Source organism: Parabacteroides sp. Y3-G-102 (assembly GCF_023656845.1).
GTDB classification, from domain to species: domain Bacteria; phylum Bacteroidota; class Bacteroidia; order Bacteroidales; family Tannerellaceae; genus Parabacteroides; species Parabacteroides distasonis.
In genome coordinates, this window is the sequence record NZ_JAMOKU010000063.1 from 12,905 (window position 1) to 28,276 (window position 15,372).

The 15,372-nt window shown below is 39.6% G+C and carries 9 protein-coding genes; all 9 read right to left on the minus strand.

All coding sequences use genetic code 11. The features are described 5' to 3' along the window. Positions 1-11: 11 nt before the first annotated feature. Positions 12-6,158, minus strand: a complete 6,147-nt coding sequence (locus tag NBH16_RS21335) for an RHS repeat-associated core domain-containing protein (RefSeq protein WP_250789041.1) — start codon at positions 6,156-6,158, stop codon at positions 12-14. 28 nt (positions 6,159-6,186) lie between these two features. Further along, complete coding sequence (locus tag NBH16_RS21340; protein WP_008778959.1) at positions 6,187-6,573, minus strand: hypothetical protein; 387 nt, start codon at positions 6,571-6,573, stop codon at positions 6,187-6,189. A gap of 47 nt (positions 6,574-6,620) precedes the next feature. After that, positions 6,621-7,658 carry a tail fiber domain-containing protein gene (locus tag NBH16_RS21345; protein WP_010182629.1) on the minus strand — a complete coding sequence of 346 codons (1,038 nt, stop codon included), beginning with the start codon at positions 7,656-7,658 and terminating at the stop codon, positions 6,621-6,623. A gap of 177 nt (positions 7,659-7,835) precedes the next feature. Beyond that, the gene (locus tag NBH16_RS21350) at positions 7,836-8,774 is read right to left on the minus strand and encodes a glycosyltransferase family 2 protein (RefSeq protein WP_129984315.1); all 939 of its coding nucleotides are present in this window, start codon (positions 8,772-8,774) and stop codon (positions 7,836-7,838) included. Positions 8,775-8,864: 90 nt separating this feature from the next. Next, the gene (locus NBH16_RS21355) at positions 8,865-9,743 is read right to left on the minus strand and encodes a tail fiber domain-containing protein (RefSeq protein ID WP_250789042.1); all 879 of its coding nucleotides are present in this window, start codon (positions 9,741-9,743) and stop codon (positions 8,865-8,867) included. 26 nt (positions 9,744-9,769) lie between these two features. Then, the gene (locus NBH16_RS21360) at positions 9,770-10,132 is read right to left on the minus strand and encodes a DUF3244 domain-containing protein (protein WP_005863687.1); all 363 of its coding nucleotides are present in this window, start codon (positions 10,130-10,132) and stop codon (positions 9,770-9,772) included. Between the two features lie 96 nt (positions 10,133-10,228). Beyond that, the gene (locus tag NBH16_RS21365) at positions 10,229-11,968 is read right to left on the minus strand and encodes a tetratricopeptide repeat protein (protein WP_008778955.1); all 1,740 of its coding nucleotides are present in this window, start codon (positions 11,966-11,968) and stop codon (positions 10,229-10,231) included. A 179-nt stretch (positions 11,969-12,147) separates the two neighbouring features. Next, entirely contained in the window at positions 12,148-13,086 is a 939-nt protein-coding gene (locus NBH16_RS21370; protein ID WP_129984326.1) for a glycosyltransferase family 2 protein, read from the minus strand. 134 nt (positions 13,087-13,220) lie between these two features. Further along, positions 13,221-14,990 (minus strand): tetratricopeptide repeat protein, encoded by a 1,770-nt coding sequence (locus NBH16_RS21375; RefSeq protein WP_121960721.1) that lies wholly within the window; start codon positions 14,988-14,990, stop codon positions 13,221-13,223. Positions 14,991-15,372 lie beyond the last annotated feature (382 nt).

Genomic DNA, 15,372 nt, shown 5'->3' on the forward strand with positions numbered 1-15,372 from the left:
AAATTTAAAATTTAAAATTTAATTTTCACACCGAACCCTGGATCAGATTTACTCCCAGGCATATAATGTCTACTTTTCTGATTTAAATGATAATGACTTAGATTTGGCCCCTTTCTTCCTGCAGGAGTCGCCTGATCTATTCTTAATTTTTCAATATATTTACCACTCTCTATCGTACCATAAGACGTACTGTTAGGCAGTTGCCTTGGGTTCTCAATATAATTAGTTGGTATTTGATACTTTGCCTCATTTGGCAAAACAACACCTTTATCCGTAACAGCAAAAGGTAATGACTGATTCTGTCCTACTTGATCCGAAACTGTAATTTCTGTTGGTAAATTACTTCTCTGTATTCCTGTAATTTGAGGTTTTGATGCCTCCATCAACCTCATCTCCGGTGCCGGCCTTGTCGCCGTGTTCTTGAACGAGAAGATCGTCCGTCCGAATTTAACGTCCTTACCTGTCCAGAAGTTATTACCTTTCAAGGCGGCAACCATACCGTTTCCGATTCCACCTGTCAAGGCACCACCCAAAATACCCAAGCCATAATCCTTCAAGCTCATAAACTGGTCCCCGAAATACAACGAGTTACCCGCACTTTGGACAGGCATCATCACCGCCGTACTCGCCGAACCTGCGGCGGCTCCAGCCAAAAAGCCTCCGATTCCCCCGGCGGCACCTCCAGCAGCGGCAAAGGCCAACCCACCAGTCGCAGCCCCCAAACCTCCGGCGGCGGCTCCAATACCAAATGCGGCAAATCCATCCTTGAAACTATGAAGTTGACCCGATACAGCCTTATAGATCAAATTTGCTGTTCCTCCGATAACCGCACCTATTATAATATGGATAAACTCTCCATCCTCGTCCACATACCTCAACGGGTTGTTCATGGCATAGCTGTAACGATTGAAGTTCTGGGACAAGTCCGGCATCTGGACAAACGGATCAGGAGCGAGGAAACGACCCAGAGCCGGGTCATACAGGCGGGCGTTCATATTTACCAGACCAAACTCCTTAAGATGTTCATGGCCACTGTAGCCACGACCAAGGAACAACTCTACCTCCTGCCCCGAAGGGATGTAAACGTGACTGGATGAGTTACGTTGGCGACCCCATGCGTCAAAATTATAACTTGCGTATTTCGTCCCTGCCTCGGTGATGATATCCGTGATACTTCCCAGATAATCACGACCTATATAATAAAGTTTCCAGCTATTCGTATGATCCTTCACCAATACCGCCGAAGCGTCGTAGTAATTCTCTCCCGCCAAATACAGCTTCTCCTTATTACCCGAGGGAGTCTCATCGATCTCATAGCAATCCCCCAAATAATAGCGGGTCAACAAACGGCTACCCCCTTTAGCCACCTGCATCTTCACACGCTGCTGATTGCCGTTATAGGTAAACGAGGCCACGTTACCATCTTGCGTAATAGCGTTCGGACGCTTGAAAGAGGTATAGCTAATAACCTGTGTGGCGGAAGAGATAATACCATTTGCCACGCTAGAGGAAGATATGGCGTAAGGCTTGCCACTTGTATTATATGCGAATGTACCACTGACATCCCCTTTGGTTAAGATATTTCCTTTCGCGTCATAAGTTGCCATAAGCCCTTTGTAGGAAGTCAGACGATTAAGATTATCATAAGAGAATTTCTCTTCTTGGGATACATTAATGTCTTTCCGGTAAGTCAAGTTCCGTTTAACAGGATCGAAAACATACTCCATATTCTGGAGGAATGTGGTCACCCCTGTTTTCTGTATCTTCCTGGAAGTAGGGAATCCATAACTGTCATATCCATAGGTACGAGATAAGGCACCGGAGCGTACCTCGGTAGGTAACCCCATGTCATTCTCTTTCGTGAGCTTAAATATGGATGTTTGGTTATTCAGCTTGGTCTCAACTAAATGACCATTCGCATAATTATAATTCTCGGTTGTCAAAACTCCGGATTGAGACGTATACTTAATAGAGCTTACATTTCCTCCGTTATAGGTATAATCCTTTCGTAAATATTTATTGTCTACCGCCGTCTCTGTCTGGCTCGACAGACGACCCAACGCATCATATACATAATCAATGGAAGTTCCGACAGAAGAAGAGACCTTCGTCAACTCATCGTAGCCATTATAAGTATATGTAGTCGTAAACTCTGGTAAAGTCGCCGTTTTAAGGCGATTATACGTATCATATGTGTAATTGATAACCTTATTATTTGCGTTCGTCTCTTTCAATAGGTTGCCGGATGCGTCATAAGCATAAGTTGTCGTACCAGAGCTAGGATCGCCCAAGCTAGTCCGACGGCCGAAACCATCATAACCAAATGAAGTAGTCACGTTACCCGGTGCGACGATAGAAGAAGGTTGTCCATCCGGACGCAGATTATAGGTAATCGTTCCTGCTGGGTCTACCACAGATATAAGATTGCCCAACGCATCATACGTCCGCTTGACAGAGATTCCATCCTCCACCGTTGTTATACTATTGCCGCTATAACCATGAGTCGTTTTTCTTCCGGAAGGTTCCGATATAGCGGTTAAGCGATCATACGTATCATAACTATAGATATTCCAAGCCGTAGCCGAACTACCGGCAAACGGACGAGAGACTTTTTGCACCCTTCCATAACTATCATAAATTTTATCCGTTTTTAGAAAACTGCCATTAAAACGAGTCTCGGCCGTTCTTACCTCTCTATTCAACGCATCATATACACTTTTAGTAGTAGGTTTACCCGTCACAGAACGGGTTATGGCATACAAAGCGTTTGTCCCTTCCTCCGACCATCCGTAAGATACAGTAGCGGTAGTATTATCAGGGAACGTGACACTTGTCTCCCGACCAAATGGATCATACGTATGCGCCGTAGACTTTCCCCGGTGGTCCTTCTCAGAAGACATACGCCCCTCCGTATTATAAGAAAACTCATTTGCAAGTCCTAATGGGTTTGTCACCTTTTTCAATCGACCGTTCGTATCATAAGCATATTCGGTCTTCAGCCCTTTATCCGAACCATACAAGAATAGCGTCTCTTTTGTGATATTACCCGGAGTATCATAAACATACTCGTAAGTTTTCGCTTTATTTCCATTCTTATAGAACACCTTGCTATTCGCATAGCCGTTCGTATGGGAAGGAATATTCATTCGCTCGGTATAAGTACTGCTATTACGAGTAGTAGTCACGCTCTGATCGGTCAAGAAACCAATAAGATATCCACTCTCTGCCGTATTGTTATAAAATGTGTTCGCCTTTTTTACCGTAATACCCCCAGTGTAAGTGATAGTCTCTTGCGTCGCATTTCCATAAGTATCATATACAAAAGCGGTAGTAGCAGTAATACCCTTAAGCAAGTCCTGCTCTGTCTTATTGCTTAAACGTATCTTGACCGTTTTATTGGCTTGAACATTAACGGCAAAATTATAGGTCGATTTCGCCTCAGGTGAAACCTCACTCTTCAATATGCCATATTTATAAGGATCAAAATATTGCTCCGTAAGCTGCCCTTTCAAATTCGTACGGAATATACTCTCAAATCCCCTAAACCCCAATCCTTGGCGGTGAATAACACCACCTCGGTACGTGAAAGTGAAATTATCAACCCGGTTACCTTTCATATAAGTACTGGAAAAGGCTATGACAGGAATAGACTCTTGAATGTCCACATACGGGAAAACAGCGTTCGCACCCTTAGCATAAGTACCGGAAGATATGGCCTCCTCATTCATCAACAGGTATGTGTTCTTTTCGACCACTCCCAAACTATTCGCCATACCCGTGGCCAAAACGCCTTTATTGTCATTCCTCTTGAATGAATATTTTGTAACCACTCCATTCTTCAAGCTGACCAATTGACTAAAATAATTATGACTGTTTATATTAGTCGGGATCAAGATTGATTTCGATGTATAATTTTGGGCACATTCAACCGAACCCACGTTATTTTTCTTAGCGAGGTAAGTGAAGAAACCGGAGCTATGATACCGGATCAAGTCTGTCATACCATCCCCGTTTACATCTTGTAGCAAAAAGCCATCCGTAGAAATCCCCGAGTTTTGAGTACCGGCAAACGTGGATTTATAAAATTGTCCATCTCCCATCGAGTTATAAGCGGCCCACGTATAGACTGGATCCTTTTTTTTCGGAGATACCAGCAAATCCATAAGCCCATCTCCGTTGATCTCCCCCAGCAACAGCGAGCGATCTTTTAGATCCACCTTTTTTAATCCGGTATAAGTAGAGACTTTTCGGCCCGTCCAAGTACTACCGGAAACATCAAAAGTATATATATTTACCCCGGAGTCATTAATAAGAGCGATGTCACTTTTCCCGTCTCCATCATAATCTAATACCAGAAGTCTATCTGTTTTCTGAAATGCGTCCTCAGGATCAGGCTGCTCCGTGCCTACAAAATTAACGTTATAGGGAAACAAGTAACTCTGATATAAGACCTTACCACTTTCCAAATCAAATATATAGCATTTAGAGGTCTTACTGGTCTCTCCAAAAGGATGATGGCAAGAGACCGCTAGTACTTCCTGTTTTCCATCCCCATTGAAATCCCCTGTATAATAAAACTTAGGATGTATGCTCTTTGCCCCATCCGCATCGGTCAATACGGTCGGGAAATTAAAAGTCCGTGTATATTTAGATACCAATCCCACAGTCAAACTGGCCCTATATACACGGAAAGTCACTTGATCATTATCACCGGAAACGCCATTGTTTACTTTTATGATATGCTCTTCTTGCTTTCCCTCCAAATCCGCACAAAAGATATCGATAAAATTAGCTCCGGTCGTAAGATTGGGCATGGGGGAAGCGTACTCGCTATTCAATCCGGCATAAAGATAGATTTTCTCTTCTCCGGTGAATTTATTGTCATATCTATTCTGGGAATGCTGAAAAGCCGTCGAATGTCTGTAATGCTCCCAATAGGGATTCTCATTAGGCAAAGAGATCAAACCATCTGCCCCCGACGCATAATCATACCTTCCTTTCACTACCTTGATACGAGCAGGATCCGTTGATTCATACCAATTATATAGCTGTGTGACAGAACCATTATCATAAGACCCATCTGTTATGCCTTCTCCATAGTAAAGCTTTATAGGGTTCAGAGATTGCCCGGAGGCGGAATAATCTATCTGGCTTAAAACTGAGCTATTGTTCTGGTTTTTATAGCTCAAGCTATACGTACAAAGCGCAGTAGAGCCTAATTTACTGATGATTTTAGCCAGCAAGTAGCTTTCCCCTGTCTTAAGCCCCCCTATAAAAGAGACCAAGGGGTCCGGTCGTGAGGCTTGATACTGAAATTCCACAGAGGCACCATTATAAGCAACTTTTGTCAATCTGTAATGGTTTTCTTGCTCGACATAAGTATATAGGATCTGATTATTTCGCAAGTCAGACAAAGAAACTATCGGATAAAAGATCTTATTGCTTGTATTTGAGGCATATCCAAATATGCCCTTGGTTCCATTAGGATAAAATACCTCAAAATATTTCACGACATCGCCGGACAAAAAAGCTTTTACTTTTATATTGCCTTGCTCGGACTCATAATTAATAGTTGTCGCATTCTCTGAGATCTTTATAAGACGCATCCCGTCTAACACGAACGCATCCGCTTTCGTACGTAAAGCTCCTTGGGGCTTACCATCATAATAAATATTCCTACTCGTACGCATGATCGATTGCACACCGCCAATACCCCATCCAATACCAACGATGCCATTTCCTTGCTGGCTATTATAAGCCAATGATAATTGGGGTTCAAATCCATTTATACCCGGATAAACCTGTATGGGAACCGTATAGGTTTTAGCTCCAGTCGGGGAAACACCTGTTTGTATCGGTATCTCTCCTACAGCTTTCGATTTATCTATTGTAACTGTAGTCGGAACGTAAGTATTATCAGATATGGCTTTAGGAACAAAAGCCTGAGGTTGCTGTGAAAACCTTTCCGGATTTTCTGCAGTTTTCGCTATAACCGGAGGATATAAAGCCTTCAATAAAGAATCCTCATAAGCCTTGTAATCACTTTCCTTCCAATCGAAAAATTGATTATTCTCAGCAACTCCTTGGGCACATAAATAAGAAGATGGGGACATAAACATGATAAATATCCCTATCGTATATAAATATATTAATTTCATCTATAAGTATACTTAAATTATATTTTGATCAATCCTCCTCTTGGTCTACGGGAACGGCCTCCAAAGATGAAGCCATCGCACTAAATTGCCGTGTTGTTCTATTTCCTGACGCATCATAAGTATAAGTAAATATCATTTGTTGGGATTGCCTAATATTCAAAATTCCGCCAGACTTTACCTCAAAAGGCCCATTAATCGTAATTTGCGCCGGAGCGGAAAGAGATAAATTACCATTACTTGCCACGGTTACATTTTGGACAGCCAACGTATTACAGCCCAAAACTGATACACTTGATGAAACTGTCTGATTTGTATAAGTACTCACACAGCTTCTCGTGTCAACCTCTTGTGATGATAACGGGGAAAATAAGCAAGTCAATACGATACATGTAAAAAAGACGATTCTCTCTTTCATATCAAAGAATTTATGATTCTGTTATTTCTATTTTTAATTCCTTGAGATTACAGACTTACATACTTCTTCAAAGTATCCGCTTTCTTCCCATCCACAAACAACGTATAAATAAACGTTCCATAACCAAGTTCCGAACGGCTTACTTCTACCACATTACTACTTCCATTATCCAACTTAATAACTTTCACGGGTTTACCTGTGACATCAAATATCTGTAGACTAGCAGACACAAACGTCGCCGGTAAGGTATAAGAGACAGAAGCACCTTCCCTATTATATAATTTTGCGCTATCCACAGCACTTATATTACTTGTGGAAGTCGTGCTCGAACGTAATTGAGATTGTACCTCCGGCGATAGTAGAGCTTGCAAATTATCAATCACCTCATTCTGTTGTTGGATCGTTTGTTGCATCTCCTTGATACTTTCTACGATAAGCGGAATAAAACCTATATAATCTATAGACATCATCCCGTTTTCATCCGTTTGTACAAGTTCGGGTAATACCTTTTGTATGTCTTGAGCCAAAAAACCAATTCGTTTACGACTAGCCTCCGCTGCCTCTCTTCGATCTATCTCTGCTTGGATTTGTTTGTCTCTATTTATCTTTGCGATAGTAGCGGCATCCATAATCTCCTCTGAATCGGAGGAACTTCCCGATATCCCATTATCCAATGTGGCAGAGAACTTAGACTCATCCTGCTCCCTATTCTCCTCAAGTGTAGAGAGGTTGTATGAATAAGAGACCCCATTCACTTGCTCTAAAAGAGCTAATGGATTTTGCAGCGACTCTACATTTTCCTTCAAGCGAGCGTCTGAAGTTATATTCACTCCATTCACACGAAGATTCGTATTGAACACGAAATTAGTATTACTAGCCGGATTGTAATACGCCACGACATTGTTAGCATAACCATTTGTAGTCATATAAATACCCAATTTCCCATGCAACCAAAGTTGATCCGTATCCGTGGTTCCATATTCTCCAGCAAACACATTCCAACCTTGATTTGCATATTGTCCAAAATCACCAAATGTTAATTTCGAACCTGCGCGTGCATCCCCTATCCGACCATATATCTGCATAGAGGTTACATTTCCTAAGTCCTCATTATTGTCTTTTAAAAGGCCTGCTTGTACTCGTCCATTTGAAAGAACCCGGAGTTGAGCATTTGCGTTTGATACTAAACTAATTAAAATTAAGAAAGAAAAAAGTCTTGTTGTTTTCATATAAGTTGTTCTAAAATATAAATAGATAAACATTCAAATAATACTTCTAAGGAACCCAGTACCATATCCAAACAATTGCGTAAAAGAGGCTATTACGGATAGCGATCCTACACGTAAATCACATTTATTGCGGAACATTGCGTCTACAAACAATAAAAGGGCATAAATAATAAGAGGCACCAGAAACAAGCGGCAAAAGAATGAACTGATAACCAATAGACAGACTGAAAACGTGAATAATGCCGGTAAGCAATGTACCAGCTTCAATGAGCCGGGATGTTTCCGGTTCAACGCGATCCGGGCCTCCCCCGAATGACGCACCTGACGGAAGAACTGCATGAGATCCGTCCGCCTTTTATGATAAACCCATGCCGAAGGAAATAGCCGGGTCCGATAACCAGCCTCCATGATCCGTATGCTAAAATCAATGTCCTCACCATATCGCATGCCGGAAAAACCGCCCAGACACTCATATACATCCCGCCTTATTCCCATATTAAAACTACGGGGATAAAATTTATCCAACTTTTTCTTCCCGCCGCGGATACCACCGGTCGTCAGGAATGAGGTCATGGCGTAATTGATCGCCTTCTGGATCGGGGAAAACGAGGCATGCGCCTTATCCGGACCACCGAACGCATCCACCGGATAATGATTCAACGAGTCGTGTATATGCTCAAGCCACGTGGAGGGTAGTACCACGTCAGAATCCAGTATGAGCAGATACTCGCCAAGCGCTTGCCTAGCGCCATGATTACGCGCCATACCCGGGCCGGAGTTCGAGATCACATAATAATAAAGATCCAATCGCCCTTGGTATCGCCCAACAATCTCTTTCGCCGGTATCTCCGAACCATCCTCCACCACGATAACCTCAAAATGGACATAGGTTTGCTTGCAAAGGCTTGATAACAGGTCATCAAGCTCATCCGGCCTGTTATAAACAGGAATTATAATGGAGTATAATCGCATATCTTTTGTATAAAAAAGATTGAGGATACCCTCAACAGACAGTATCACTCAATCTTATCAAAAAAACTATAGCTTCAATAGAAATAAATATTATTGTACCAATAGCATACGTTTCGTTGAGATCAACTGTCCGTCTACTACCAAAGAATACATATACATACCTGCGACACCTAGATCAGAAAAGCTTACCATTATACTACCTTCTCCCCGGGTAGCGATATCGAATTTCTTAACTTGAGTTCCTTGCAAATTGCAAATAGAGATAAAAGCGGAACGTGCGGATGTAGGGATCGTAAAGGATATATTCGTGGTAGAATTAAACGGATTCGGCGTATTTTGATTCATTACCGCATTCGAGAGCAAAGACTTACTCGTCAAATTCTTGTTATTCTGCAAATCAGACAAATTAGCTTTTTCATCCAATTGCAATTCCAGTTGTTGGATAGTAGCGTCCAATTCTTTTACAGCCTGTACTAAAACGGGTATAACAGCCGTGTAATCCACCAAGCTATCACCTGTGGAACTTAACGTCACAATCTCTGGCATAACCTCAGCTACCTCCTGTGCCAAGAAACCAAAAGCTTTAGAAGGTACGGCTTCTGCTGATCTCAATTGCGATGTCTCACTTTTCCAATTGTAAGATACCGGTTTTAACCCCAATATGATTCCTAATCCACTATTTAAGGGAGTGATATTGGTTTTCAACCGAGCATCCGAAGATTGATAAACCCCCTTTACTTCTATATAATTATACTGGGAGCTTTCTGAATCATAGAAAACGACCTTTCCTCCTGTTCCTGAGATACGAGGATTAGCGACCGCAACTTTTAATTTCAAAAATGTACCCGGATAATCACTCCCGTTATAATACAATTTTTGTCCCCACGTCTGTATGTTCGTGTACTGGGCTTGGACACTAAACGATACGAATAGGCATAGTATGCCTAATAAAGATACAGATCTTTTCATGATTTAAAGATTTAAGTTGATAATATCTATTTTAACACATCAAAATATCCAACCAAATAATTATTTCCTTTTGAGATAAATATCTTATAATCACCATTCAGCAAAAAATCTATAGAAATAGGATATTCTATCTCAGAAGAAACAGTTATGATGTCATTATAAAGTACATTTCCTTTTATATTTATAATTTTCACATTAAGTCCATCCAATAATTTATTAGAATGGATGTAAATATTATTTTCATCTATTGATAATGTAGGAGAAGATATTATAGAACGATCTTCCTCTTCTTCCCAAGATTGTTCAGTATCCTTCACTCTATTCGGATACACAACTGAAGAAACAAACATCAGAAATACTAATCCCAATATAAAACTTCTCTTTTTCATTATCTATTTTTATAAACAAAAATAGTCTCTATGAGAAATCTATAAGCAAAATAGGATTTACTTCTTATTTACTTTTTGTTTACAGCGATTAAGTTATTATAAATCAGCGATAAATTTATCCATCATTTCTGCGGTACCTTCTGTTCCATGAATCTTTTTATAGAGACGAATCCGGGATGCTGTTATTGCAGGAGTCGAGCGTCCAACTAACCTTGCAATGTCCTTCACGGGCATGGATATTTTTATCAAATAACAAATATGGAGTTCTAACTCTGAGATTTGCGGGTATAAAGCATATAATTGAGCGGTGAAATTTGAATAGGTTGTATCAATCTCTTTTCTCAACTCCTTCCAATCCTTATTCTGAATTTCCGTATCAGTATTATTACTTGTTTCATGAAATAACCGATAGACTTCGGATTTTCGAAAAGCTATTTCAAGCAAACTTTTTTCATTTTGAGAAGTAAGAATCTTTCGGTTTGATAGTTCTAATAATTCCTTTTGAGATTGCACAAGTTGCTTTTTAAAATTATCTCTTTGACACTCCGATTGCTGCAAAAGTTCCTCTAGATATGAAATTTTCTTATTATTATATTCAATACAATCCAAACTTTCCGCATATTGATTCTCTTTCAATAGACGTATTTTTTTCTCCTTTTCAATCGCTGCTTTTTTCTTCTTTTCTAACACATATATATAACATAGACTAAAGAAAATAATTAAAACAACAAATAATGCAAATTGATAATTGCGAATTTTTCTTTTTTCATTATCTATTTTCAATTGAACATTCTCCTTTTCTGTATGCTGATACTTATATAATGAGTTAACTTTTGCTACAGCTTCCGTTTTTGTTTGATTCTTAATTGAATCAGACAGTTCTATACATTTATACGCATAATTCAAGGCTAATTTACGGTCTCCTTCTTGGTTTTTTATTTTGGATAAGATTCTATACGTATTTTTTTTCATATAGATATTCCCATACTCATTTGCTTTCTCAAAATAATATAGAGCTGAATCTATTTGCTTATAGCTTTCATATATACAACCTAATCCAAAATATATATTTGCTTGATTCTTCATACTTGAAACCTTACTGAACAAATCTTTAGCCAAATCATATTTTCCCATATCTATATAGATGCTACTCAATTCCCTTAGTACATTATCTATTCTCGATTGATCATTTAATAACAATGCCTTCTCATAAGCAGATTGATAGTAGTATATAGCACTGTCTGTATCTTGCTTGGCGTTATAGATCCGAGCAATATTCCTCAATGCGATCACCTCTCCTTTTCCTTTATCATACATCTTGTATTCATACGATTTCCTATAAGCTTCGAGAGCCTCATCATACAAACCTTGATATGCCAGTCGATATCCCATCTGCTCATAAACCCGTCCTAATATATCATATCGCTTACTATCTTTCCCTATGTCCGCAGCATCTTGAAAAGCTCTCACCGCTCTTGGGGCATCTCCCATATCCCGGTATGTACTTCCTAGATAATAATATGCCTCCATTAATTGATCTGGAGTCCCATAGTCCTCATAATACTGAACTATTGATTTAATCAAAGAGTCTGATTCATGAGGAATATACAGCTTATCTTTAGCTTTAATCTTAAGCAAAGCATGGTACATACGTATATTTTCCGGCTCATTCATGATTGAGCTATCCAAAGAGGAAAGACAGAGTAATGCGCTATCCGGATGCTCCCACATAACAGATTCCGCACGAGATAGTTCCGCAGGTAATGGTTTTTCTTGGCGCATACAAGAAAAAAGGGTAGCGAAAAGTAGCAAAGTCAGTCCTAGTGTTCTCTTCATTTAGATTATAGTTTACAACTTAAACGCAAGTTATAAAATTTATCCACAAATATCAATAAAAATATTCATTTGCCACAAAAAAATATCTTCTTTAAGCCTACTACTCAACTAAAAATCTTTTCCTTTAGTTTGGTATCCTTCAATAGCCTCTGTGCATACCCCTCCATTTAAATGAATTTTCAAATAATACTTCTCAAAAAACCGACTCCATATCCAAACAATTGCGTAAAAGAGGCTATTACAGATAACAACCCTACACGTAAATCACATTTATTGCGGAACATTGCGTCTACAAACAATAAAAGGGCATAAATAATAAGAGGCACCAGAAACAACCAGCAAAAGAATGAGCCGATAACCAATAGACAGACTGAAAACGTGAATAATGCCGGTAAGCAATGTACCAGCTTCAATGAGCCGGGATGTTTCCGGTTCAATGCGATCCGGGCCTCCCCCGAATGACGCACCTGACGGAAGAACTGCATGAGATCCGTCCGCCTTTTATGATAAACCCATGCCGAAGGAAATAGCCGGGTCCGATAACCAGCCTCCATGATCCGTATGCTAAAATCAATGTCCTCACCATATCGCATGCCGGAAAAACCGCCCAGACACTCATATACATCCCGCCTTATTCCCATATTAAAACTACGGGGATAAAATTTATCCAACTTTTTCTTCCCGCCGCGGATACCACCGGTCGTCAGGAATGAGGTCATGGCGTAATTGATCGCCTTCTGGATCGGGGAAAACGAGGCATGCGCCTTATCCGGGCCACCGAACGCATCCACCGGATAATGATTCAACGAGTCGTGTATATGCTCAAGCCACGTGGAGGGTAGTACCACGTCAGAATCCAGTATGAGCAGATACTCGCCACGCGCTTGCCTAGCGCCATGATTACGCGCCATACCCGGGCCGGAGTTCGAGATCACATAATAATGAAGATCCAATCGCCCTTGGTATCGCCCAACAATCTCTTTCGCCGGTATCTCCGAACCATCCTCCACCACGATAACCTCAAAATGGACATAGGTTTGCTTGCAAAGGCTTGATAACAGATCATCAAGCTCATCCGGCCTGTTATAAACAGGAATAATAATGGAGTATAAACGCATATCTTTTGTATAAAAGTCTAGCACAAATGTAGACTCATTTTCATACATAGTCAAGGAACACACATGGACAAATCAAGACCAGATAGCACTGATAATCAATAAATTAAAAACACACATATGGACATCCCCTGTTTTTAGTACTCTTTGAGATATTGATCTAGTAAGAAACTTACGTCGGAAGGTATTTGTTTGCTTTTTTTGATACGCTGTTTGATACGCTGTTTCTGTTTGGATACAGACTCGGGGAGAGAGTTCGCAAAAACAGCTATTTGGGAAGAACTGAACCCCATCTTGATTAAGCAGCAATATCGCTTATCTAATTCGGAGAAATCAGGGAAATCTTTCTCTAACCGTGTATAGAACTGATGGTATTGCAAGTTTGTCCAGTTTATGATTAATGACCAATCTGCATCCTTCAGATATTTAGGATGCTCTTTTAGGTCTTTCAATTTATCGAAATAAGGTAATTGCTCATCTAGTTTCTTATATGAGGATTTCAGTAGCTCTTCATATTTCTCTATCTCTTTATGGGACTCCGCATTTTGATCCAATAAACTTTTATTCTCTGAAACAATCTCGTCGATTTCCTGCTGTTTATTATTTAACGTGGCGATCAATTGCTCATTTTCTTTTATACGATTCTCATTCTCTCTTATCGATTCCTTGTAAATTCGTATTTGCTCTCTAGCATGCGCTAAAGATTTTTCCTTCCGCAATACACGATATTGATAGACGATTATAAGAATCAACAGAACCGCAGTGACAAACAAGCCGATTATCTCTTGATTCGTTTTTTCTAGTTTTAGCTGGTTATTTATGTTCAACAATCTCTCATGATCATACCGAGCCTGAATTTCAGCCAATTCTCCAGCATGATTTATTACCTGTAGCGAATCTGAGTAAATAAGATATTGGTTATTATATTCTATGGCCTCCTTGTAAAGTTTTTGTTCTACACATATATAATATAACACTTCATAGGCTTCACTTAGCGTATACAAATTGTCCGTTTCTAAAGATTTCTGAAAGTAGACCTTTGCTGAGTCTAGTTGCCCCAAACTCCAAAAAGCACTACCTATCTTGTAATATATTTGAGGAAGCTTATGTAAGGAAGATACTTGTAAACATAAGTCAAGCTCTTTTCTAGTGTAATGTAAAGCTTTTTCTCCTTGACTTAACTCATTATAAACAACGCCTAGCTCTCCCATAGCCATAGCTTCAAGTTCTAAATTTCCTAATCTTTTAGCATTTTCCAATGATTTACCAAAATAGAATAAGGCACTATCCATCTCATTTATATGCACATAAGTTCTTCCCAGCTCCGATAGAGCATAAGATATCCGTTCTCCATTTCCTGATCGTAATGCGTATTGATAAGCATCCTTTAATTGTACCAACGATTCTTCATAAAGATCTTGATAACGATACGTATTTCCTAATGATTGGCAGATCAGATAAGTAAAAAGCGGCTCATCCAACCTTGTCATTATATCTTTAGACTTTAAAAAGAGAGGTATCGCTTCCGTTAACTTTTTCTGATCCTCCAATAATTGTCCCTTATAATAATACGCTTGCGCCATCCTTTTCAAGTCATCCTCTTTCTCGAAATAATCCATCGCATCTTGAACCAACTTATCCGAGGAAGGGATATTCAACGAATCCGGAAGGCGTTTACCATATACCTTATCCCGGGCTTGTGCCAACAATAGCGCCCAAGTAGCATAGTTCTTTCCGCTAGAGAGTGATGATTGAGGCATAGAACGTAATATAGATAATGCGCTATCCGGATGCTCCCACATCACAGATTCCGCACGAGATAATTCCGCAGGTAATGGTTTTTCTTGGCGCATACAAGAAAAAAGGGTAGCGAAAAGTAGCAAAGTCAGTCCTAGTGTTCTCTTCATTTAGATTACAGTTTACAACTTAAACGCAAGTTATAAAATTTATTTTATAAATACCACTAAAATATTTGTTTTTCAATAGTGATTTTGAGATACGATCAGCCAGCAAGGAGATGCGGCACACTATGTATCTACTAGTTATATTATGTATTTAAAATATTAGCATATAAGCATTTGCAGTTTTTTATGGTAAAAAACAAAAGTTTATCAATCAGAAAACTTTTGTTTCCCTATATAGAAACTACTTTTACATATATAGGCACTGTCTTTTCCTGATTTATCTAGACACTTTTTTTGTTTATAAACGTAATCAGTAGACAGTAGTTATAAAGTAATACTGATATAGTAGTCACTTCTTTTAACTTCATACTGATAACATAGACAC